Origin of the sequence: Niveispirillum sp. BGYR6 (assembly GCF_027568365.1) — a bacterium.
Lineage (GTDB): Bacteria > Pseudomonadota > Alphaproteobacteria > Azospirillales > Azospirillaceae > Niveispirillum.
Genome location: NZ_JANLNL010000014.1, coordinates 17438 through 37984 on the forward strand (window position 1 = coordinate 17438; position 20547 = coordinate 37984).

General features: G+C 64.5%; 22 protein-coding genes. 9 read left to right on the forward strand and 13 right to left on the reverse strand.

The window, feature by feature from the left end; genetic code table 11:
- The first annotated feature begins 2 nt into the window (after window positions 1-2).
- Together prmC and PCJ49_RS22055 are read left to right on the forward strand one after the other, a co-directional pair.
- Entirely contained in the window at window positions 3-893 is an 891-nt protein-coding gene (prmC, locus tag PCJ49_RS22050) for a peptide chain release factor N(5)-glutamine methyltransferase (RefSeq protein ID WP_269912862.1), read from the forward strand.
- A gap of 210 nt (window positions 894-1103) precedes the next feature.
- Window positions 1104-1550, forward strand: coding sequence for a DUF4167 domain-containing protein (locus tag PCJ49_RS22055; RefSeq protein ID WP_269912863.1), 447 nt, complete (start codon window positions 1104-1106; stop codon window positions 1548-1550).
- Window positions 1551-1655: 105 nt separating this feature from the next.
- Here the strand turns inward: PCJ49_RS22055 and PCJ49_RS22060 are convergent, their stop codons facing one another.
- The 9 genes from PCJ49_RS22060 to meaB form a co-directional block, all read right to left on the reverse strand.
- Entirely contained in the window at window positions 1656-3329 is a 1674-nt protein-coding gene (locus PCJ49_RS22060) for a methyl-accepting chemotaxis protein (protein ID WP_269912864.1), read from the reverse strand.
- 313 nt (window positions 3330-3642) lie between these two features.
- Complete coding sequence (locus PCJ49_RS22065) at window positions 3643-3999, reverse strand: histidine triad nucleotide-binding protein (RefSeq protein WP_269912865.1); 357 nt, start codon at window positions 3997-3999, stop codon at window positions 3643-3645.
- 74 nt (window positions 4000-4073) lie between these two features.
- Window positions 4074-4430, reverse strand: coding sequence for a phosphoribosyl-ATP diphosphatase (locus tag PCJ49_RS22070; protein WP_089290310.1), 357 nt, complete (start codon window positions 4428-4430; stop codon window positions 4074-4076).
- A 17-nt stretch (window positions 4431-4447) separates the two neighbouring features.
- Window positions 4448-5221 carry an imidazole glycerol phosphate synthase subunit HisF gene (gene hisF / locus PCJ49_RS22075; protein WP_269912866.1) on the reverse strand — a complete coding sequence of 258 codons (774 nt, stop codon included), beginning with the start codon at window positions 5219-5221 and terminating at the stop codon, window positions 4448-4450.
- Between the two features lie 5 nt (window positions 5222-5226).
- Entirely contained in the window at window positions 5227-5955 is a 729-nt protein-coding gene (gene hisA / locus PCJ49_RS22080; RefSeq protein WP_269912867.1) for a 1-(5-phosphoribosyl)-5-[(5-phosphoribosylamino)methylideneamino]imidazole-4-carboxamide isomerase, read from the reverse strand.
- A 3-nt stretch (window positions 5956-5958) separates the two neighbouring features.
- The gene (locus PCJ49_RS22085) at window positions 5959-6462 is read right to left on the reverse strand and encodes a GNAT family N-acetyltransferase (RefSeq protein ID WP_269912963.1); all 504 of its coding nucleotides are present in this window, start codon (window positions 6460-6462) and stop codon (window positions 5959-5961) included.
- 68 nt (window positions 6463-6530) lie between these two features.
- Window positions 6531-7181: an imidazole glycerol phosphate synthase subunit HisH gene (gene hisH / locus PCJ49_RS22090; protein WP_269912868.1), complete on the reverse strand. Its 651-nt coding sequence runs from the start codon at window positions 7179-7181 to the stop codon at window positions 6531-6533.
- Window positions 7182-7218: 37 nt separating this feature from the next.
- Window positions 7219-7851: an imidazoleglycerol-phosphate dehydratase HisB gene (hisB, locus tag PCJ49_RS22095; RefSeq protein ID WP_269912869.1), complete on the reverse strand. Its 633-nt coding sequence runs from the start codon at window positions 7849-7851 to the stop codon at window positions 7219-7221.
- A gap of 158 nt (window positions 7852-8009) precedes the next feature.
- A complete protein-coding gene (gene meaB, locus PCJ49_RS22100) occupies window positions 8010-9002 on the reverse strand; it encodes a methylmalonyl Co-A mutase-associated GTPase MeaB (RefSeq protein WP_269912870.1) in 993 nt (330 codons plus the stop codon).
- 196 nt (window positions 9003-9198) lie between these two features.
- Here meaB and PCJ49_RS22105 point away from each other — a divergent pair, with 196 nt between their 5' ends.
- The gene (locus tag PCJ49_RS22105) at window positions 9199-9564 is read left to right on the forward strand and encodes a PilZ domain-containing protein (RefSeq protein ID WP_269912871.1); all 366 of its coding nucleotides are present in this window, start codon (window positions 9199-9201) and stop codon (window positions 9562-9564) included.
- Window positions 9565-9568: 4 nt separating this feature from the next.
- On the opposite strand, the gene PCJ49_RS22110 is transcribed toward PCJ49_RS22105, so the two are convergent.
- Window positions 9569-11434: an ABC transporter ATP-binding protein/permease gene (locus PCJ49_RS22110; RefSeq protein WP_269912872.1), complete on the reverse strand. Its 1866-nt coding sequence runs from the start codon at window positions 11432-11434 to the stop codon at window positions 9569-9571.
- A 287-nt stretch (window positions 11435-11721) separates the two neighbouring features.
- Between PCJ49_RS22110 and upp the strand changes: the two genes are divergently transcribed.
- Both upp and PCJ49_RS22120 read left to right on the forward strand, forming a co-directional pair.
- Window positions 11722-12366 carry a uracil phosphoribosyltransferase gene (upp, locus tag PCJ49_RS22115; protein ID WP_089290244.1) on the forward strand — a complete coding sequence of 215 codons (645 nt, stop codon included), beginning with the start codon at window positions 11722-11724 and terminating at the stop codon, window positions 12364-12366.
- A 137-nt stretch (window positions 12367-12503) separates the two neighbouring features.
- Window positions 12504-13238, forward strand: coding sequence for a hypothetical protein (locus PCJ49_RS22120; RefSeq protein ID WP_269912873.1), 735 nt, complete (start codon window positions 12504-12506; stop codon window positions 13236-13238).
- A 142-nt stretch (window positions 13239-13380) separates the two neighbouring features.
- Here the strand turns inward: PCJ49_RS22120 and PCJ49_RS22125 are convergent, their stop codons facing one another.
- The 3 genes from PCJ49_RS22125 to PCJ49_RS22135 all read right to left on the reverse strand — a co-directional run bounded on the left by PCJ49_RS22125 (window position 13381) and on the right by PCJ49_RS22135 (window position 17414).
- Window positions 13381-13818, reverse strand: a complete 438-nt coding sequence (locus PCJ49_RS22125; protein ID WP_269912874.1) for a PilZ domain-containing protein — start codon at window positions 13816-13818, stop codon at window positions 13381-13383.
- 282 nt (window positions 13819-14100) lie between these two features.
- Entirely contained in the window at window positions 14101-16704 is a 2604-nt protein-coding gene (locus PCJ49_RS22130) for an FtsX-like permease family protein (protein ID WP_269912875.1), read from the reverse strand.
- Window positions 16701-17414: an ABC transporter ATP-binding protein gene (locus PCJ49_RS22135; protein WP_153202664.1), complete on the reverse strand. Its 714-nt coding sequence runs from the start codon at window positions 17412-17414 to the stop codon at window positions 16701-16703. Before PCJ49_RS22135 ends, PCJ49_RS22130 begins: the two co-directional genes overlap by 4 nt.
- Here PCJ49_RS22135 and PCJ49_RS22140 point away from each other — a divergent pair.
- From PCJ49_RS22140 to PCJ49_RS22155, 4 genes are all read left to right on the forward strand, one after another.
- The gene (locus PCJ49_RS22140) at window positions 17413-18117 is read left to right on the forward strand and encodes an arylesterase (RefSeq protein WP_269912876.1); all 705 of its coding nucleotides are present in this window, start codon (window positions 17413-17415) and stop codon (window positions 18115-18117) included. The two genes, PCJ49_RS22135 and PCJ49_RS22140, sit on opposite strands and share 2 nt — an antisense overlap.
- A 6-nt stretch (window positions 18118-18123) precedes the next feature.
- A complete protein-coding gene (locus PCJ49_RS22145; RefSeq protein WP_269912964.1) occupies window positions 18124-19257 on the forward strand; it encodes an FIST C-terminal domain-containing protein in 1134 nt (377 codons plus the stop codon).
- 105 nt (window positions 19258-19362) lie between these two features.
- The gene (locus PCJ49_RS22150; RefSeq protein WP_269912877.1) at window positions 19363-19962 is read left to right on the forward strand and encodes a cytochrome b; all 600 of its coding nucleotides are present in this window, start codon (window positions 19363-19365) and stop codon (window positions 19960-19962) included.
- Between the two features lie 5 nt (window positions 19963-19967).
- Window positions 19968-20540, forward strand: coding sequence for a YceI family protein (locus PCJ49_RS22155; protein WP_269912878.1), 573 nt, complete (start codon window positions 19968-19970; stop codon window positions 20538-20540).
- Window positions 20541-20547 lie beyond the last annotated feature (7 nt).

Consider the following 20547-nt stretch of genomic DNA (forward strand, 5'->3'; position numbering starts at 1 on the left):
GCATGTCGGACGAAGTTGAACTTTCCCCCCTGCTGGCGGCGGCAGAGGCAAGGCTGGCAGCGCTGGGCGTGGAGGAGGCGCGGCTGGACCTGCTCTATCTGGCCGAAGCAGCCTTTGGCATCCCTACCAGCCGCCTGCGCCGGCCACAGGGCCTGCGCGTGCCAACGGACAAGCTGGCGCATTTTGACGGGCTGGTGGAACGGCGGGCCGCGCGGGAACCGGTGCAGCGCATCCTGGGCAATTGGGAATTCTGGGGCCTGGAACTGCTGCTGGGGCCGGAAACCCTGATCCCCCGTCCGGATACGGAAACCCTGGTTGAAACCGTGCTGAAGCACCGGCCAAGCCGTGACCGGTCATGGCGTATTCTTGATCTTGGCACCGGCACGGGGGCCATCCTGCTGGCGCTGCTCTCTGAATATGGCACGGCCTTCGGGGTGGGGGTGGATTTGTCGCCCGATGCTGCCGCCGTGGCGCGGGGCAATGCCCACAGGCTGGGCTTGGGGGAGCGCGCGCAATTCCTGGCGGGGGATTGGGCGACGGCGCTGGGGGGAGGGGGCTTTGACATCATCGTCTCCAACCCGCCCTATATCCCTGATGCCGATATTGCCGGTCTGCAGGTGGAGGTGGCGCGGTTCGAACCCTGGCGGGCGCTGGCTGGCGGGCCGGACGGGCTGGGCCCTTACCGGCTGCTGCTGCCCGATCTGGCGCGGCTGGCGGCCCCTGCTGCGCTGGTGGCGATGGAGCATGGGGCGGAGCAGGGGCCAGCGGTGGCGGCCCTGTTCCAGGCGGCCGGATTGGACAAGGTTGCCACCATTTGCGATCTGGGCGGGCGTGACCGCGTGGCGGTTGGTGAATGGCCAGCCCCGGCCAGCGAAAAAAACCTGTTGGAATAGGTCGCAACACCCGCTAGGGTCCGGCTTATGCGGCAGCCGCGCGTGGGGCGCCTGCCGACATGACAGCCCTCGGGACCAGGGCTTGGGGCGTGCCCATGGGGGCATGGGGTCAATATGCCCCCTGAAAATGGTCAATCGCCAAGAACAGGCATGGACCAAAACGCCGACAGTCCGAGGGCAGGAAACTCCAGGGGCCAGAGCACAAAACGAATGAGACAAGGACCGAATACACGGCGTTCACGCGGCCGCGGCGGTAATAATGGCGGCGGCGGCAACGGTGGTAACGGCGGCGGCGGTGGCAATAATAATGGCGGCAATCGCCGTCAGAACGGGCCGCAGCGTCAGCAGAATTACGACAGCAATGGCCCGGATGTGCGCATCCGTGGCAATGCTTTCCAGGTTTATGACAAGTATCAGGCGCTGGCGCGCGATGCCCAGGCGTCTGGCGATCGCATCGCGGCGGAGAATTATCTCCAGCACGCGGAGCATTATTTCCGCATCATGTGCCAGATCAACGAGCACGAGGCCCGTCAGCGCCAGAATAACCCGCGCTATGACAATGGCCCGGCCGGCAGCGGCCCCTTCGAAGGTGAAGAGGGCGATGACGGTGACGAGGTTGATGGCAACGAGGCCGAACAGGAACAGCCGGTCGTTTGACCGGCTTTGCCTTAAGTCTTGGTGATTGCACCGGGATGGCGATGCCATCCCGGATATTTTTCCTTCGCTCTGGTCTGCCGATAACCACCGCCGCAGGGGCGGTGGTTATGCTGCCTTGCTGGCCCCTTCCACCACCTGGATCAGGGTGTCCCGCAGGGTGCCGATATCCTGGGAAATGACAGCGATCGTACGGGCGACGTCGCCTGCCCGCTGATCCACCTCGCCGGCCCCCTGGCTGACATTGCCGATCCGTTCGGTCACTTCCAGGCTGGCCCGGCTGGTTTCGCTGACATTGCGGGCAATTTCCTGCGTCGCCGCCCCCTGTTCCTCCATCGCGGCGGCGATGATGGTGACAACGCCATTCACCTCTTCAATGTGGGTGCTGACATTGGCCATGGCCTCTACCGCGGCGCGGGTGGCGGACTGGATGTCGCTGATCTGCCGGGTAATATCGTCCGTGGACCGTGCGGTCTGGGTCGCCAGCGATTTCACTTCCCCTGCCACCACGGCAAAGCCTTTACCCGCATCGCCGGCGCGGGCAGCCTCAATCGTGGCGTTCAATGCCAGCAGATTGGTCTGCTGTGCGATTTCACCAATCAGAACCGTTACTTCCGAAATCCGCTCCACCGCCTGCGACAGGCTGGCGATGGTCTCCTGCGCCCGGTTGCCCCCGGCCACCGCTGTGCCGATGACAGTGGCAGCGCGCTGCACTGAGCCGCTGATCTCCTGGATGGAAGCTGAAAGCTCCTCCGCGGCGCTGGATACCGCCTGGGCATTGGCCAGCCCCTGGGCACTGGCAGAGGCGACGGCGGCGCTGTCATCGGCCACGCTGGCGGCCAGACTGGACAGGTGCTGCATCGACTGGCCCATCAGCCGGGTGGATTGGCTGACCGTGTCTACGGTGCGGTTCGTCTCACTGGCGACCGTATCCGCCATGGCCTGCAGGGCCTGGCGTCGCTGCTGGGCGGCAGCCGCACGGGCCAGGGCCGCCTGTTCTTCCAGATCGCGGTTGGCGCGCGCCTGATCGCGGAAGATCAGCAGGGCACGTGCCAGCGCCCCCAGTTCATCCCGCCGTTCCTGTGCCGGGATATTGGTATCCAGTTGGCCGGCGGCAATGGCGCTGGTGGCCGTCGTCAGGCGCGCCAGCGGCTCGCTGACGCCCCGCCTTGTAATCAACAGGGCCAGACCAACCCCAATGACGATCCCCACCACGGCGGTGATCATCTGTGCCCGCTCTACCAGGATGGCAAGGGCCTTGCTCTCCTGGGTGGCCGTCTCGATCCGCTTGTCCATCACCTCGACAAAGCTGTCGGTCACCTTGGAAGCGGCGCGTTCCGCTGGCCGTGTCTCATCGTTGAACAGGCTGTGGGCCGCGGAAATATTGCCCGCCAGGGCCGTATCAATCACCCGGGTCAGGCTGGACATGACCTGTCGCTGGGTGGGGGCGAAGCCATCCATCTGCAGGGCAGCGGTCTCCGCCCCCATGATGCTGGACAACAGGTCGACCCGCGCATTCAGTTCCTTGATCCGCTTGGTTGCCCGATCCGCATAGGCTTTGCGGTCCTCGGCCCTCTCAACAAGGGTGTTCAGCGTATCGCGCTGCACGGCACGGCTGAGGGAGCGGATTTCACCGGCGTGGTAACGCATCAGATCCAACCGGATCATATTGATATTGGCTTGTTTTTCCTGCCGGAAGCCTATGGCCGAGACCGCGAAGACCGCCAAGGTGACCAGGGACAGGATAACAACCGGAATCAAAAGCCGGTGGGAAATACGCATTTCCGCTCCCTATTCATGTATGCAATGGGCAACTCAATGATGAGTGAATAATGTATAAAATCAACAGATAACGAAGTTTTGTAACAAAATTTATAGATTTTTATTGTTAATTTTTTAAATTCCTAAATGGAAACAAAGCGCATAACGCTAACTACTTAAATTATTTTGATATATTGCGTAAAATGAAACTCTTTATGCCATCTGCTTCACAGAAATATTCCGAAAAGAAAATAATCATGCGTGCTTTTGTCGGTAATTCTAAGACCGCCGGCGGCGCCCGGGCATGTATCCGGAGCCGCCGGAAAGGTCTGCCTCAGGCCAGCATCTTGCCCAGCGGGCGGCCGCCGGCGATATGCACATGGAAATGCGGCACTTCCTGGTGGCTGTCCGGCCCGTGATTGGCCAGCAGGCGATAGCCGCTGTCATCCAGCCCGGCCTGACGCGCCACCAACCCGACGGCGCGGATGAAGCCGGTAATTTCCTGTTCCGTCGCCTGGGCGCTGAAATCCGCGAAGGAGCAGAAGGGCCCCTTGGGGATCACCAGAATATGGGTGGGGGCCTGCGGGTTGATATCGTGGAAGGCCAGCGCATAGGGGTCTTCATAGACCTTCTTGCAGGGGATTTCCCCCCGCAGGATGCGGGCGAAGATGTTGCTGCGATCATAGATCAAGGGGCATATCCTTCCGCTGAAACGCTGTTATTCCCGCCCACTATGGCGAAGACCGGGTATGGCGTCACCGCCCCTCAGGCGGGCTTGCGGCTTTTCTTTTCCGCAATGCCGCTGATGCCCTTGCGCCCTTCCAGAATGCCATAGACCTGCGCCGGTTCCAGCCCGGCATCGGCCCACAGCACCAGCAAATGGTACAACAGATCGGCGGATTCGTCGGCCAGCTTATCCTTGTCACCGCGCATCGCCTCAATCACCGCTTCCACGGCTTCCTCACCCACCTTCTGGGCGATCTTGGCGCGGCCACGCGCGAACAGGCGCGCGGTGTGGGAGCTTTCCGGATCGCCGCCCCGGCGTTCCAGGATGGTCTGATAAACCTCATCCAGCACAGCGGCACCGCCGCCATTCACCGGCTTATCCTTGCTGCTTGCCATGGTGTTTTCCGTTCTACTCACAGCCGTACCGGGATGCCTGCCGCGGCCATATGTTCCTTGGCCTGGCGGATCGAATAGGTGCCGAAATGGAAGATGCTGGCGGCCAGCACGGCCGAGGCATGGCCCTGCCTCACCCCTTCCACCAGATGGTCCAGGTTGCCGACCCCGCCGGATGCGATGACCGGGATGCTGACCGCATCGGCCACCGCCCGCGTCAGCGGCAGATTGAAGCCCTGCTTGGTGCCATCCCGGTCCATGGAGGTGAGCAGGATTTCGCCCGCGCCATATTCGGCCATGCGCTGGGCCCATTCCACCGCATCCAGCCCGGTGCGGTTGCGCCCGCCATGGGTGAAAATCTCCCAGCGCGGTTCCCCGTTGGGCCCCGGCTCCACCGATTTGGCATCAATGGCCACCACGATGCATTGGGCCCCGAATTTCTGCGCCGCTTCACGCACAAATTCCGGGCGGTGGACGGCGGCGGTGTTGATCGACACCTTGTCGGCCCCGGCCAGCAGCAGCTTGCGGATATCTTCCACCACCCGCACGCCACCACCCACGGTCAGCGGCATGAAGACCTGTTCGGCGGTGCGGCGCACCACGTCATAGATGGTGTCGCGGTTATCGGAACTGGCGGTGATGTCCAGGAAGGTCAGCTCGTCAGCCCCGGCGGCATCATAGGCGCGGGCCTGTTCCACCGGGTCGCCGGCATCGATCAGATCGACGAAATTCACGCCCTTGACGACGCGCCCGTCCTTCACGTCCAGACAGGGGATGATGCGGGCCTTCAGCATCGGCCTTACTCCCCGCGCAGCAGGGCGAGGGCCGCCGCCGGATCGATGCGGCCATCATAAAGCGCGCGGCCGGAAATCACGCCGATGATGCCGGTCTCCTCCACCTCCTTCAACGCCGCCAGATCGGCGATGGAGGAGACACCGCCGGACGCGATGACCGGCGTGGTCAGGTGGCTGGCCAGATCGGCGGTGGATTCCACATTCACCCCCCCCATGGCGCCATCGCGGTCAATATCGGTGTAGATGATGGCGGCCACGCCGCAATCCTCAAACTTCAGCGCCAGATCCAGCGCCTTCAGCTCGCTGGTCTCTGCCCAGCCTTCCACGGCGACATAGCCGTTGCGGGCATCAATGCCCACGGCCACCTTGCCGGGGAAGGCCCTGCAGGCTTCCTTCACCAGGGCCGGGTTCTTCACCGCCACGGTGCCCAGGATGACCCGCGCAATGCCGCGCGACAGCCAGTATTCGATGGTTTCCATGTCGCGGATGCCACCGCCCAACTGGGCCGGCAGGGAGACGCGGGACAGGATGGCTTCCACCGCAGCACCATTGACCGGCTTGCCGGCGAAAGCGCCGTTCAAATCCACCAGATGCAGCCATTCATAGCCCTGGGCGGCGAAGCTTTCCGCCTGGGCGGCCGGATCGGCATTGAAGATGGTGGCCTGTTCCATCTCACCGCGCAGCAGGCGCACGGCATTGCCGTCCTTCAGGTCGATGGCGGGAAAAAGGATCATGGCTTAAGGCTCCCCGGACGGGTTTTCCCCGTCCCCCTGCTGTTCCAAGGTTTTGTAATAGAAATGGCCGCTGATATCGCGGCCCATGGCGCGGGCATAATGCGGGTGCGTGCCCCAGCGGATGAAGCCCATCTTCTCATAAAGCCGGATGGCGCTGTGCTGGGTGTCGCGCACGTCCAGGTTCAGCAGCCGGAAGCCTTCCTTGGTCGCCTGATCGATCACCGCCTGGGTCAGCTTGCGCGCCAGCCCATGGCCGCGCGCCCAGGGAGCCACGAAGGAGGTGGTCAGGCTGCAGGCAAAGCTCTGCGCTTCATTATTGCGGGTCGGGCGTACCAGTTGGGCCGACCCGGCGACAATGCCATCCAGCCGGCCGATGAACAGGCTGCGTTCCGGCACGGCCAGCACGCCCTTCCAATAGCGTTCCTGCACATCGCGTTCCGGCGGCATCACCCAGCCGAAGCCGCCACCATCCAGGATGGCGGCTTCGGTGGCGTCATACAGGTCCATCAGGTCGACGCGGCGGAATTCCGTGACCAGTTCGACGCTGGTGGCCGTTTTGGGGGCTGTGCTGTCGCTCATGGCTGCCAACGCAGGAAATTGGCGATCAGGGTCAGGCCGGCCTGCTGGCTTTTTTCCGGGTGGAACTGGGTGCCGACAATATTATCCCGCCCGACAATGGCGGTGAACGGCCCGCCATAATCACAGGTGGCCAGCACCTGCGCCGGGTCCGCCACCCGCATGGCATAGGAATGCACGAAATAGGCGTGCACCCCCTCTGCCAGCCCGGCCAGCACCGGATGGGCGGGGGCCTGCAGGTGCAGTTCATTCCAGCCCATATGCGGGATTTTCAGCGCCGGGTCGGAAGGCGTCAGCGGCCCGACCTCCGCATCCAGCCAGCCCAGACCGGCATGGTCACCATGCTCGCGGCCCAGCCGGGCCAGCAACTGCATCCCGACACAGATGCCCAGGAAGGGCCGGCCATGCACGATCACCGCCTCATACAGGGCGGAGACCATGCCCGGCACCGCATCCAGCCCGGCGCGGCAATCGCCAAAGGCACCGACGCCGGGCAGCACCACCCGGTCGGCCTTGGCCACATTGGCGGGATCGGCGGTGACAAGGATGCGGCTATCCAGCCCGGCATCGGCCGCCGCGCGTTCCAACGCCTTGGCGGCGGAACGCAGGTTGCCGGAACCATAGTCGATCAGGGCGACGGTTTCGGTCATCGGGTACGCCTTCGTATGACCAGCGTTAAGAACGGGATTACAGCGACCCGCCCAGCACGCCCTTGGTGGAGGGAACGGCATCGGCCTTGCGCGGGTCAATCTCGACCGCAGCACGGAAGGCACGCGCCAGCGCCTTGTAGCAGCTCTCCACAATATGGTGATTATTCTCACCATACAGGTTTTCGACATGCAGCGTGGCACCCGCTGCCTGGGCAAAGGCCTGGAACCATTCCTTGAACAGTTCGGTATCCATGTCACCCAGCTTGTCGCGGGTGAAATGGACCTTCCAGATCAGATAGGGCCGGTTGGACAGGTCGATGGCCACGCGGGTCAGCGTTTCATCCATCGGGATCAGCGCGTCGCCATAGCGCTGGATGCCTTTACGGTCGCCCAGCGCCTTCATCACCGCCTCACCGATGGCGATGCCGCTATCTTCGGTCGTGTGGTGGAAATCGATATGCAGGTCGCCCTCGGCCTCCACCTCCAGATCCATCAACGAATGGCGGGAGAGCTGTTCCAGCATATGGTCCAGAAAACCAATGCCGGTGGAAACCTTGTACTGTCCGGTGCCGTCCAGGTTGACGGCGACGCGGATACGGGTCTCCTTCGTCGTGCGTTCAACAACGGCACGGCGCGGAGCGCTGGCGGGGGTGACGGTCGCGTTCGACATGATGGTGTCGTATCAAGCGCAACGGCCGCTGTCACCCCACCTGATTGCAAGGCAGAACCGGCCCCCGCGCGTGAAATGGGGGCTTGCCGGATGGAAAGATCGTTGCTTGTGCGGTGGGGAGAGGTTGCAGGAAAGAACAGGGGGGATCAGAAAAGCCCCTACCCCCGCCGAAACAGCGCCAGCAGGCGCTTGGCTGCCGCACCCGGCGTGATGGCGGCGGTGGCGGTGGCGCGTTCCAATGCGGGCAGTTCCCGCTTTACCGCCGGTTCCGCCTTGAAGGCATCGGCCAGGCTTTCCTCAATCTCGCTCCACATCCAGGCGCGGGCCTGTTCGGCCCGGCGGCGGGCGATGTCGCCGGACCCGTCGGCCCCCAGCAGGCGGTGATAGTCTGTGATCTGCTCCCAGACCGCATCAATGCCCTTGCCGGTCAGGGCGGAGCAGGACAGCACCGGCACCCGCCAGAGCGGGTTGACCGGGCGCAGCAGCGACAGGGCATGGCGATATTCCGCCTCCGCATGGCGGGCGGCGGTGGCCAACTCACCATCGGCCTTATTGACCACGATCATGTCGGCCAACTCGACAATACCCTTCTTGATGCCCTGCAGCTCATCCCCGCCGGCGGGCGGCAGCAGCAGCAGGAACAGGTCCACCATGTCGGCCACCGCCGTTTCCGACTGGCCCACCCCCACGGTTTCCACAATCACCACATCAAAACCGGCGGCCTCCACCAGCAGCATGGCTTCGCGCGTGCGCCTTGCCACCCCGCCCAGCGTGCCGCCGGCCGGCGACGGGCGGATGAAGGCCTGCGGGTCGCGCGACAGCAATTCCATCCGCGTCTTGTCGCCCAGGATGGAACCGCCGGTGCGCTGGCTGGTGGGGTCGATGGCCAGCACGGCCACCTTCAGCCCCTGGGCAATCAGATGCAGGCCAAACGCCTCAATAAAGGTGGATTTGCCCACACCGGGCACGCCGGTAATGCCCAGCCGCACCGCATTGCCCGTATCGGGCAGCAGGCTGGCCAGCAGATCATCGGCCAGCGCCCGGTGATCGGCCCGCGTGCTTTCCACCAGGGTGATGGCTTGGGCCAACGCGCGCCGTTCGCCACGGCGCAGCCGGTCGGCAAGATCGGTGGGGGGCAGGGCATCCGGCATGGGGCATTCCATCGGCAGCGGTGACGAACAGGGCCTATCCCGGATAGTGCGACAGGCCCGCCGGATCGTCAAATCGGTAGGGGGATGGGCAGGTGATATGCCCATCGTACATGTGTCCAAAGGTCCGGTTTTCCGATCCGTGCTCACGTGCGATTCTGGGGTCGGTTCGATATATTTGGATAGATGAGGCCAAGTCATGGAGATTGCGGCCAATTCCCCCTTCACCGCCCCGGCCCCGCCCCGCCCACCATCCTGGCTGGGCCGGCTGCTGCGGCGTGACCGGTCCGCCCCCAAACGCGGTTTTGCCGATGGGCATGTCACGGTGGCCCAGCAGCGGCTGGAACTGGTCGATCTCAGCCTGGGTGGCATGTGCGTGGCCGGATATCGCGGGCTGCTGGACCAGCAGGACCGGTTCGGTTTCCGTCTGACCGTGGACGGGACGGAGATCAGCGGCGAAGCCATCGTTGCCTGGCGGCGGGGCGACCGGATGGGTGTCGCCTTCTATGCGCTGGGGATTGAAGCGCAACAGGTTTTGTCGCGCTTCTCTGTGAAAAACCCGTAACCGGTTACGCTTCCAGCTTCGTCTCTGCGCGGTTCACCCCTTCCTGCTGCCGCGCCCACAGCGCGGCATAGGCCCCGCCCTGGGCCAGCAAGGCGGCGTGGTTGCCGCGTTCCACGATCTGGCCGGCATCCAGCACGATGATTTCATCGGCATCCACCACGGTGGACAGGCGATGGGCGATCACCAGGGTGCTGCGCCCGCGCGCCGCATCGGTCAATGCAGCCTGGATTTCGCGTTCCGTATGGGTGTCTAGCGCGCTGGTCGCCTCATCCAGAATCAGGATCGGCGGGTCTTTCAGCAGGGTGCGGGCGATGGCCACGCGCTGTTTTTCCCCGCCGGACAGTTTCAGGCCGCGTTCACCCACCATGGTGTTCCAGCCATCGGGCAGGGCCTTGATGAAATCCAGGATTTGCGCAGCGGCGGCCACCCGCTCCAGCTCCGCCTCACTGGCATCGACGCGGCCATAGGCGATGTTGTAGCGGATGGTGTCGTTGAACAGCACCGTATCCTGCGGCACGATGCCGATGGCGGCGCGCAGCGATGCCTGGGTGACCTGCCGCACATCCTGGTTATCGATCTCCACCGCGCCACCGGTCACGTCATAGAAGCGATACAGCAGGCGGGACAGGGTGGATTTGCCGGCCCCGGTGGGTCCGACCACGGCCACGGTGCGCCCGGCCGGCACGGTGAAATCGATGCCCTTCAGGATGGGCCGGCGCTTGTCATAGGCGAAATGCACATCGCGGAACCGGATGGCGGCCCCTGCCGTCACCAGCGCCGGGGCGCCCGGCTTGTCCTCCACCTCCCGATCCACGGTCAGCAGTTCGAACATCCGCTCCATATCATTCAGCGATTCCCGGATGCCGCGATAGACGAAGCCGAAAATATTCAGCGGCTGGTAAAGCTGCAGCAGATAGGTGTTCACCAGCACGAAATCGCCGATGGTCAACTGGCCGTTGATGATGCCGGTCGCCGCCATCCACATCACCGCCACCACGCCCACGGCGATGATGATGCCCTGGCCGATATTCAGCAGCGACAACGACGCCTGGGTGCGGACCGCCGCATCCTCATAAACGCGCAGGGCCTTGTCATACCGGTTGGCCTCAAACACCTCATTGCCGAAATACTTCACCGTCTCGTAATTCAGCAGCGTGTCGATGGCCTTGGCATTCGCGCTGGTATCGGCATCCAGCATCGACCGGCGGATGCGGGTACGCCAGTTGGTGACGGTGATGGTATAGCCGATATAAAGCGCCACCGTGCCGAACGTGACGGCAGCGAAGCGGAAATCGAACAATTTCCACAGGATGCCCGTCACCAGCAGGATTTCCAGCAGCGTCGGCAGCACATTGAACAAGGAGGTGCTGAGCAGACTGTCAATTGCCTTGGTGCCGCGTTCCACCACGCGCGACAGCCCGCCCGTCTGCCGTTCCAGATGGAAGCGCAGCGACAGGGCGTGCAGATGGCGGAAGACATTCAGGGCCGCCACCCGCATGGCGCGCTGGCTGACCCGTTCGAAAATCGCGTCGCGCAGTTCGCCAAACGCCAGGCTCAACACCCGCGCCAGCCCATAGGCCAGGATGAAGCCAATGGGGATGGCAACCGCCGGGTTGGCCGCCACGGCCTGGGCCAGCCCTTCGCCAGACAATGCATCCACCGCGCCCTTGTACCAGATGGGCACGGTGACATTGGCGCCCTTGGCGACCGCCAGGAACAGCAGCGCCAGCACCACCCGCAGCTTCATGGCCGGCTGGCCCGCCGGCCAGAGATAGGGCAGCAGGCGGGCCAGCACCTGCCCATCGGTCAGGCGGGTGCGGTTGGCGCGATCGGCAGCGGAATTGCCATTGGGGCGGTCGTGACGGCGCATGGAAACCGGGGGTCTGGAAAGGCGGGGGTATGGGGCGTTGAATATGGGGGAGATCGCTGCCCGGCACAGCCCATCCGCCACGCGCGTCAGCCGCCCAGGCAAAGCATGGGGCATCGTTACCGCTGACGCGGCCGGCCGGGGCGGCGAGAGCGGGCTGCGTTTTGTAGGAACCACAGCCCGCTCTCGCTTTGTCTGTCCGCGAGCAGATTCACGCCCAAAGGCGATTCCGCCTTTGGGCGATCCGCTCTATGGTAGTGAAAATCATCCTTTATTGCCAGGAACCGGCCATGACCCGCGACTTCCCCAATCTTCATGTGCTGACCCATCCGCTGATCCAGCACAAGCTGTCGCATATGCGCGACAAGGGCCGGTCCACCATGGGCTTCCGCCAGTTGCTGCGGGAAATCGCCCTGTTGATGGGGTACGAGATCACGCGCGACCTGCCGATGACGACGGAGCGCATCGAAACCCCGCTGGCCACCATGGATGCCCCGGTGATCGAAGGGCGCAAGCTGGCCGTGGTGCCCATCCTGCGCGCAGGCTTGGTGATGGCGGAAGGGCTGCTGGAACTGGTGCCGGCGGCGCGCGAAGGCCATATCGGGCTTTACCGCGACCATGACACCAAGCGCCCGGTGGAATATCTGGTGAAGCTGCCGGACCCGGCGGGCCGCATCTTCATCCTGGTCGATCCCATGCTGGCCACCGGCTATTCCGCCGTTCATGCCGTGGATGTGCTGAATCGCCATGGCGTGGCCGACAGCCAGATCCGCTTCATGGCCCTGGTCTCGGCCCCGGAGGGGGTGGCGGTGTTCCACCAGCACCACCCGGATGTGCCGGTCTTCACCGCCGCCCTGGACAGCCATCTGGATGCCAATTCCTATATCGTGCCCGGCCTGGGCGATGCCGGCGACCGGCTGTTCGGCACGAAATAGGGCGGGTGGTGAGGGGGGAGGCCCGGCCTATTACCCTTGAATTATCCCCTTCCGGTCGTATTTCCGCCACCGGGGATGCGCTACTCTCCCCCCTCAACAGCGGGTATGGAACCCGCTGACGATAAGGAGAGAATTCCATGCGCCGCCCCGTTGCCCTGTTCGCCCTGTCCGCCGCCATGCTGGCCCTGCCGCTGGCAGCATCGCCCGTCTGGGCGCAGTCGGCCCCCCTGGTGGTGGCCCCGGCACCCGTATCCGATAATGTGACGCTGAACCTGGCGGTGGAGGAATGGGTGAAGACGGAGACGGCGCGCGTCACCCTGGTGGTGGATGCGGCCAGCAACGGGGCGGAAAATTCCGGCACCCTGCGCGCCGATATCCTGAAGGCCGTCGCGGGCATCGCCGACAAGGCGGAATGGCGCATCACCGCCATGAACCAGCAATCGGACAGCGCCGGGCTGGAACGCTGGCAGGCGACGCTGGAAGCCCGCCTGCCGGAAAGCCAGCTGGGCACCCTGGCCGACCGCACCAAGAAGGCCAGCCGCCCCGGCCTGCAGGTGCGCGTGGGCAATGTCGCCTTTGAACCGACGCTGGCAGAGACAGAGGCGGCCCGCGCCAAGCTGCGCGAGCAGATCTATGCCAAGGTGAATGATGAGGTGAAGCGGCTGAAGACGGCCTTCCCCAACCGGGAATACCGCGTCGGCCAGATCAATTTCGCCGAGCGCACGGAGATGATGGTGATGAACAACCGTAGCGCCAAAATACAGATGGCCGCCGCCCCCATGGCGGCCGATGTGATGGCCGGCGTGCAGGACAAGATGGTGGTAACGGCCGATATCACCCTGTCCAGCTTTGCCAAGCCGCCGGCCCCGTAACGGCGTTACCGGCTGTCATGCCAAGAGCCATGGATCATGCTCTTGGCATTCGTATGCTCCCTCAATCGCCGGGCGCCCGCATCCGCGGGCTTGGCTTACGCTGCTACCAAGCGGCGGGCCGGCCGTCGCCGGCCTCCAAGGGTCATGTACCATGACCCTTGGTATCAAACCGCAGGCGCAACATGCCCGGCTCCACGGCGACCACCAGGGCCGGGCGGTCTTCCAGCCAGCCTTGTACGGTGAAGCTGCCGCTCTCTCCCTCACCCAGATCGCTCTGATCGGTGAAGATGAAACAGGCGCCGGTGCGGGAGAGGTTCAGGGTTTCCCCGCGCAGCACCCGGCCTTCCAGGGCCAGCAAGGCGGGGCTGCGCACGGGCACGCGGGGGAAGCGGCGGCGTTCGTCGCTCACCCGCCGGCGGCCGGCAGCGGGTTCAGGTGGTGGCAGCGGGGTGTCGCCCCGGTGGCTCAACCATTCCGCCATATCCACCCAGCGCTGGCTTTCCTCCGGGTCATCGGTATTCAGCGCTGCCTGCCAGCAGGCGATCAGCTTGGCGTTCAGCGCCTCGTCCACCGTTTCCATCCCCGAACCCCGCTTATTGATAGGTCTGTCTTGCTATCACGGTTGTGGGCGGTATCTCCTGTCAATATACCGCACTGTCACCATCATGGGCCGGCAAGGTTAAAACAAGCAAAAACCGGTTGCATCATACTCAGTTGCCATGATCAGAACCTGTAGGTTCTGATCATGGCCCTCAAACGCCGGCGCCAACATCCGTTAGCTTGGCTTCACGCGGCACGGGCCGCGCGGCGGCGGTCGCCGCCGTACCAAGTTGCGATGAGTTCACCTCATCGCAACTTGGTTTCAATCATTGCGCAACAACGGTGCGGCCGGCTGGCCCAGCGCCCGCCAAGTACCGATGAAGCCCAGGGTCAGGGTGATGCCGGTACAGAGCAGCGTGGTGAACAGCACCGACTGCGGCAGGAAGGTGAAGCCGAAATCCATCACTTTGGTCAGCACCGCCCAGGCCACCAGCGTGCCCAGCAGCCCGGCAAAGGCCGACGTCACCAACCCCAGCAAGCCATATTCCAGCAGGAAGGCACGCAGCACCGTGCCGCGCGTGGCCCCCAGCACCTTCAACACCACCGCATCATAGACACGGCGGCGGTGCCCGGCGGCAATCGCCCCGGCCAGCACCAGCGTACCGGCCGCCAGCGTCACCGCCGCTGTCAGCCGCACGGCCACACCGACATTGCCCAGGATGCCGGAAATGGTTTCCAGCGCATCCTTCACCCGCACCGCGCTGATATTGCTGAAGCGCCGCGCCACCTCCCGCTGGATGGTGGCTTCTGAGGCCGGATCGGCCTTGATGGTGGCCAGATAGGTCTGCGGGGCGGCCTCCAGCACACCGGGGGAGAAGATCAGGGTGAAATTGATGCCGATGCTCTCCCAGTCGATCTCCCGCACCACGGCCACTTCGCCCTCAATATCGCGGCCCAGGATGTTCAGCGTCATCCGGTCGCCGGGGCCGATGCCGAAGGTGGTGGCGATATCCTTGTAAATGGCCAGTTTGGGCGGGCCCTGATAATCCGCCGGCCACCATTGGCCGGCCAGCACCACATCATCCTTGGGTGCTACCGCCTGATAGGTGACACCCCGGTCGCCATTCAGTACCCAGGCATTGGCCTTGTCCTTCACGGCCTTTTCGGCTTCCACCCCATTCACGGCGACGATGCGGCCGCGCAGGTTGGGCACCATGTTCAGGTCATGGGCGCCGGGTACCGACAGCACGGTCTGGCGGAAGGTGTCCGCCTGATCGCCCTGGATATCGACAAAGAAGAAGGAGGGCGCATCGACGGGCAGCTTCTCCTGCACCTCGCGGCGGAAATTGCCTTCGATCAGGGCTATGGCCACCAGCACGGTCAGGCCCAGCCCCAGCGACAGCACCACGGCACTGGTGGGGTTGCCGGGCCGGTGGATATTGGTCAGCGCCAGCCGCAGCACCGGGCGCTTGGGCCGGCCCAGCGCCCGCGCCCCGCGTGTGATCAACCAGCCGGCCCCCCAGAAGGCCGCCAGCACCAGCAGGGAACCAACGACAAAGCCGGCGGCGAATAATTGTTCACGCGCCGTCCCCACGGCCAGCCCGGCCAGCGCCAGACCGGACAGGGCAATGCCGGCCAGATAGGCCGCACCGGGACGACCATGGGCCTTCTGCACCAGATCGCGGAACAGGGCCACCGCCGGCACCTGCCGCGCCCGGCCCAGCGGCCAGAGCGAGAAGCAGAGGGCCGTCAGATAACCAAAGCCCGCCGCAATGGCCAGCGCCCCCGGATAAAGCCCGATACGGGCGGTGATGGGCAGCAACCCCGCCAGGGCCTGGCCCGTCAGCAACGGCACAATGGCCCCCACGATCAGGCCGAGGACGATACCGACCGATGCCAGGACCAATATCTGGATCAGATAGACCTGGAAGATCAGCGCGCCCGGCGCGCCCAGACATTTCAGCGTGGCGATGGTGGCGGACTTGGTATCCATATAGGCGCGCACGGCATTGCCCACGCCCACCCCGCCGACCAGCAACGCCGTCAGCCCCACCAGGGTCAGGAACAGGGCCAGCCGGTCGATGAAACGGGTCAGGCCGGGGGCGGCGTTGGTGTAATCACGCAGGCGCCAGTTGGCGTCCGCCATCTCCGCCTTGGCCTGATCGCGGAACTGATCCACCGTCACGCCATTATTCAGCTTCACCTGATAGGACCAGGTGATCAGGCTGCCCTGCTGGATCAGCCCCGTCTGTTTCAGGGCCGCTTCCGACACCATCATGCGGGGGCCAAGGGAGAAGCTGCCCGATCCCGCCTTGTCCGGTTCGGCCGCGATGATGCCCCGCACCTCCAGCGTCAATTCACCGACCGCCACCTTGGCACCGGTCTTCAGGTCCAGCCGGGTGGCCAGCGTATCCTCAATCACCGCACCAAAGGTGCCGTCACGCGCCGCCAGCAGGGATTGCACATCCACCGTCTGCGGCTCTCCATCCGGCCCCTGGATCTGGAATTGCCCGTAAAGCGGATAGGCCGGGCCGACGGATTTCAGTTCCACCAGCGCGCTTTGCCCGCTATCGGCGGGGTCGCGCGCCATGGCCCGCATTTCGGCACTGGTCAGCACCTCCCCCCGCTCGGCCAGCCAGCGCAACTGTTCGGGTGTGGCTTCGCGGTAAAGGATACGGGCGGAGACATCGCCGCCCAGGATGGCGCGGCCATCGCTTTGCAAACTGTCGGTGATGCCGGCGGAAATGGATTGCACGGCGGCAATCGCCGCCACACCGATAGCCAGACAGGCGATGAAGATGCGAAAGCCGGACAGGCCGCCGCGCAACTCCCGCCGCGCAATGCGCAGCGCCATGGCAAGCTGGCCCAGCGGTCCGGCGGCAGGACGACCGCCCGTCGCCTGCCCTGGCAGGGTTGTCACGCTCATGGTGCGATCCCCCCCGCCCGGTCATCGACGATCAGCCCATCCACCAGCCGGATCACCCGGTCGCAGCTTTCGGCCAGGGCCGGATCATGGGTGATCAGCACGATGGTGGTGCCGTGGCGTTCGGCCATGCCGAACATCAGGTCAATTACCTTGCGCCCGGTATCGCCATCCAGATTGCCCGTCGGTTCATCGGCCAACAGCAAAGCCGGTTCCGGGGCGAAGGCGCGGGCCAGGGCCACGCGCTGCTGTTCACCGCCGGAAAGCTGGCCCGGATAATGGGTCAGCCGGTGGCCCAGCCCCACCGCCTCCAGCCCGCGCCGGGCGCGGTCGAACGCATCGGGCAAGCCGGCAAATTCCAGGGGAATGGCGACATTTTCCAGCGCCGTCATGGTGGGGATCAGGTGGAAGGACTGGAAAACGATCCCCACCTCATCCCGGCGGAAACGGGCCAGATCATCCTCGCCCATGCGGGTCAGTTCATGGCCGTTCACCTGCACCGACCCGCTGCTGGGCGGCTGCAAACCGCCCAAAATCATCATCATAGAGGATTTGCCGGACCCGCTGGGCCCCACCACGCCCACGCGTTCACCCCTCCCCACTACCAGATTGATACCTTTCAGGATGTTGACGGGGCCGGCCTCACTCTCCAGCTTAAGGTGGACCTGCCGAAGGGCAACAACGGACTCGGCCGGAGAAATGGGCTGCGCCATGAGGGAATCCCGCGTGTTGGACAATGTGATGCGATATGGCCCCGATGGGGGTTTATTCAACCGGATGATTGCCGTCTTCGGGCTGCTTCTGTTCATTCTGTTCGCATTGGCCGCCCCTGCCCCGGCGCAACAGGCCGCCCCCACCAAGATCATTGTGCTGGGGGACAGCCTTTCCGCCGGGTACAAGCTGCCGCGTGAAGCCGCCTTCACCAGTCAGCTGGAAAAGGCCTTGAAGGACAAAGGCTATAACGTGGTGGCCCCGCCCACCGGCGTATCGGGTGAAACCACGGCGGGCGGGCTGGCCCGGCTGGATTGGCTGCTGGCCGACAAGCCCGATCTGGTGATCGTGGAACTGGGCGCCAATGATGGCTTGCGCGGCATCGACCCCGCCGCCACGCGGGAAAATCTGGACAAGATCCTGAGCAAGCTGAAACAACGCGGCGTGTCGGCGCTTTTGGCCGGCATGATGGCACCGCGCAATCTGGGGGCGGATTACGCCCGCCGCTTCGATGCCATTTATCCTGAACTGGCCAAACAGCATGATGTGCCGCTCTATCCCTTCTTCCTGGATGGGGTGGCGATGGACCCGAAACTGAACCAGGAAGACGGGATGCACCCGACACAGGAAGGTGTGGCGGTGATCGTGCGCAATATCCTGCCCAGCGTCACCGCTGTGCTGGACAAGATGAAGAAGGCAGGTTGAGTGATCATGGAGGAAATGCCGGCGGATACCCCCCGCTTTGCCAGCAGCCTGGGCATCGGGCCGGACTGGTCACAGGCCGCCAAGGCCTGCCTGGATGGCTTGACCCTGGTACCCGGTGCCAATCTGGGCATCGTCTATGTCACCGATGCGCTGGCCGACCAGTTTTCCAGCATCGTCACCCTGCTGCGTGGTGTCACCGGCGTGCGCGACTGGGTGGGCACGGTGGGGCTGGGTGTCTGTGCCGGATCGGTGGAACTGTTCGACCAGCCCGCCGTGTCGGTACTGCTGGGCCGGTTCGACGGAGGCAGCTTTACCGCCTTGCCGCCGCTGACCGACGCCACCGTGCCGCTGTCCAACCTGGAACCCTGGCTGCGCGACCATGCGCCCCTGCTGGGGCTGGTGCATGGCGATCCGCGCCATGCCCGCCTGCCCGATCTGCTGACCGATCTGGCCGGGCGAACCGGCTGTTTCCTGGTCGGCGGGTTGACGGCATCACGGGGGGAACAGGCGCTGGCCGCCGGCCCGCTGGTCAGCGGTGAAGGCGTGGGTGGCGTGCTGTTCGATGCGGACGTGCCAGTGGTCACCGGATTGACCCAAGGGTCAACTGTTCTGGGCGGCATCCACACCATCACGCGGGCCGAAAAGCATGTGGTGATGGAGATTGACGGCAGGCCGGCGCTGGAGGTGTTCAAGCAGGATATCGGTCCGGAACTGGCTGGCGATCTGCGACGCGTGGGCGGATTGGTCTTTGCCGGCCTGCCCATCCAGGGCTTTGATCGCGGCGATTATCTGATGCGTAATCTGACCGCCATTGATCTGGAACGTGGCTGGATCGCCATTGGGGAAAACCTCAATAATGGCCAACCTATCCTGTTCTGCCGCCGCGACCGGGATGCCGCCCTGGCAGACCTGGAACGGATGCTGGAACAGGTGAAACGCCGCCTGTCCGGCCCGGTGCAGGCCGGCATCTATATCAGCTGCGTGGCGCGGGGCCGCAACCTGTTCGGCACGGACGGGGTGGAACTGGGCCTGATCCGCCAGCATCTGGGGGATTTCCCCCTGACCGGCTATTTCGCCGGCGGGGAGATTTCGAATGCCCAGCTTTATGGCTATACGGGCGTGCTGACGCTGTTTTTGTAGTACCCAGTTGCGATAAGTAGAATTTACTGCAACTGGGTATGGGCTGCCACAAAACCGGCGATACCGTCCAGATACAAGGTCACGGGTAAATACAAGAGGCACGACATGACGGGTACGGTGACGCAGGAGGGCCAGCACGACCCGCGCTATGGCGGGGTTGCGATGGCGCTGCATTGGGCGACGGCCGCCGCCATTTTCCTGATGCTGGCCAGCGGGTTGACCATGACCCGCATGGCACCGGGCATGACGGCCTTCAATCTTTACCAATGGCACAAGGCGCTGGGCATCACCGTGCTGGCGCTGACGCTGATCCGGCTGGTCTGGCGGCTGGGGCACCGGCCGCCGCCCCTGCCCGATGCCATGCCCGCCCTGGAGAAGCTGGGGGCGCGGCTGGCACATCTGGGCTTCTATGGTCTTTTGCTGGGGCTGCCCTTGTCCGGCTGGCTGCTGGTTTCCGTCTCGCCGCTGAACCTGCCGACCAGCTGGTTCGGCTATTTCCTGATCCCGCATCTGCCGGTCCCGGCCGATGCCGAAATGCGCCAGACCCTGAACAGCCTGTCTGAAACGGCCCATGGGCTGGGCGGTTGGACGCTGCTGGCGCTGTTATTTGTGCACATCGCGGCTGCCCTGCGCCACGCGCTGATCCTGCATGACCATGTGTTGCGCAGTATGCTGCCGCGCTGGCTGGCCCCCCGGAAAGGTTGATCATCATGATATCCGCACTGAAACGCCTGCTGCTGGCGGGTTCCACCCTTGCCCTGTTGGCCCTGCCCGCCGCCGCCGGCGAATGGCAGTTGGATGGGGCCCAATCCCGCCTGGGCTTTACCGGCGTCCAGCTGGGCCAGAGCTTCCAGGGCAAGTTCGAGAAATTCAGCGCCAAGATCGATTTCGACCCGGCCAAGCCCGAGGCGGGCGGCAAGGTGGAGGTGCTGATCGACATGGCCAGCGCCAAGACCGGCGATGCCCAGCGTGATGGCAGCCTGCCGGGTGCCGACTGGTTCGCCATCGACAAGTTCGCCCAGGCGAATTTCACGGCAACGAAGTTCCGCCGCACCGGTGACAATGCCTATGAGGCCGAGGGCACCCTGACCATGAAGGGTGTCAGCCGCCCGCTGGTGCTGCCCTTCACCCTGTCGCCCGACGGTGCCGCCACCCGCGCCAAGGGTAAGGTGACGCTGCTGCGCAGTGATTTCGGCGTCGGCCAGGGCCAATGGGCCACCGACCAATGGGTGGCCCTGAAGGTGGATGTCGATTTCGACCTGAAGGCTGTGCCGAAGGGCTGATCAGGCA

Excerpts from the sequence above, each read along its gene's own strand:
- prmC (WP_269912862.1), top strand. The coding sequence starts at position 3 with ATGTCGGACGAAGTTGAACTTTCCCCCCTGCTGGCGGCGGCAGAGGCA.
- PCJ49_RS22055 (WP_269912863.1), top strand. The coding sequence starts at position 1,104 with ATGAGACAAGGACCGAATACACGGCGTTCACGCGGCCGCGGCGGTAAT.
- PCJ49_RS22060 (WP_269912864.1), bottom strand. The coding sequence starts at position 3,329 with ATGCGTATTTCCCACCGGCTTTTGATTCCGGTTGTTATCCTGTCCCTG.
- PCJ49_RS22070 (WP_089290310.1), bottom strand. The coding sequence starts at position 4,430 with ATGGCAAGCAGCAAGGATAAGCCGGTGAATGGCGGCGGTGCCGCTGTG.
- hisF (WP_269912866.1), bottom strand. The coding sequence starts at position 5,221 with ATGCTGAAGGCCCGCATCATCCCCTGTCTGGACGTGAAGGACGGGCGC.
- hisA (WP_269912867.1), bottom strand. The coding sequence starts at position 5,955 with ATGATCCTTTTTCCCGCCATCGACCTGAAGGACGGCAATGCCGTGCGC.
- PCJ49_RS22085 (WP_269912963.1), bottom strand. The coding sequence starts at position 6,462 with ATGGACCTGTATGACGCCACCGAAGCCGCCATCCTGGATGGTGGCGGC.
- hisH (WP_269912868.1), bottom strand. The coding sequence starts at position 7,181 with ATGACCGAAACCGTCGCCCTGATCGACTATGGTTCCGGCAACCTGCGT.
- hisB (WP_269912869.1), bottom strand. The coding sequence starts at position 7,851 with ATGTCGAACGCGACCGTCACCCCCGCCAGCGCTCCGCGCCGTGCCGTT.
- meaB (WP_269912870.1), bottom strand. The coding sequence starts at position 9,002 with ATGCCGGATGCCCTGCCCCCCACCGATCTTGCCGACCGGCTGCGCCGT.
- PCJ49_RS22105 (WP_269912871.1), top strand. The coding sequence starts at position 9,199 with ATGGAGATTGCGGCCAATTCCCCCTTCACCGCCCCGGCCCCGCCCCGC.
- PCJ49_RS22110 (WP_269912872.1), bottom strand. The coding sequence starts at position 11,434 with ATGCGCCGTCACGACCGCCCCAATGGCAATTCCGCTGCCGATCGCGCC.
- upp (WP_089290244.1), top strand. The coding sequence starts at position 11,722 with ATGACCCGCGACTTCCCCAATCTTCATGTGCTGACCCATCCGCTGATC.
- PCJ49_RS22120 (WP_269912873.1), top strand. The coding sequence starts at position 12,504 with ATGCGCCGCCCCGTTGCCCTGTTCGCCCTGTCCGCCGCCATGCTGGCC.
- PCJ49_RS22125 (WP_269912874.1), bottom strand. The coding sequence starts at position 13,818 with ATGGAAACGGTGGACGAGGCGCTGAACGCCAAGCTGATCGCCTGCTGG.
- PCJ49_RS22130 (WP_269912875.1), bottom strand. The coding sequence starts at position 16,704 with ATGAGCGTGACAACCCTGCCAGGGCAGGCGACGGGCGGTCGTCCTGCC.
- PCJ49_RS22140 (WP_269912876.1), top strand. The coding sequence starts at position 17,413 with ATGAGGGAATCCCGCGTGTTGGACAATGTGATGCGATATGGCCCCGAT.
- PCJ49_RS22135 (WP_153202664.1), bottom strand. The coding sequence starts at position 17,414 with ATGGCGCAGCCCATTTCTCCGGCCGAGTCCGTTGTTGCCCTTCGGCAG.
- PCJ49_RS22145 (WP_269912964.1), top strand. The coding sequence starts at position 18,124 with ATGGAGGAAATGCCGGCGGATACCCCCCGCTTTGCCAGCAGCCTGGGC.
- PCJ49_RS22150 (WP_269912877.1), top strand. The coding sequence starts at position 19,363 with ATGACGGGTACGGTGACGCAGGAGGGCCAGCACGACCCGCGCTATGGC.
- PCJ49_RS22155 (WP_269912878.1), top strand. The coding sequence starts at position 19,968 with ATGATATCCGCACTGAAACGCCTGCTGCTGGCGGGTTCCACCCTTGCC.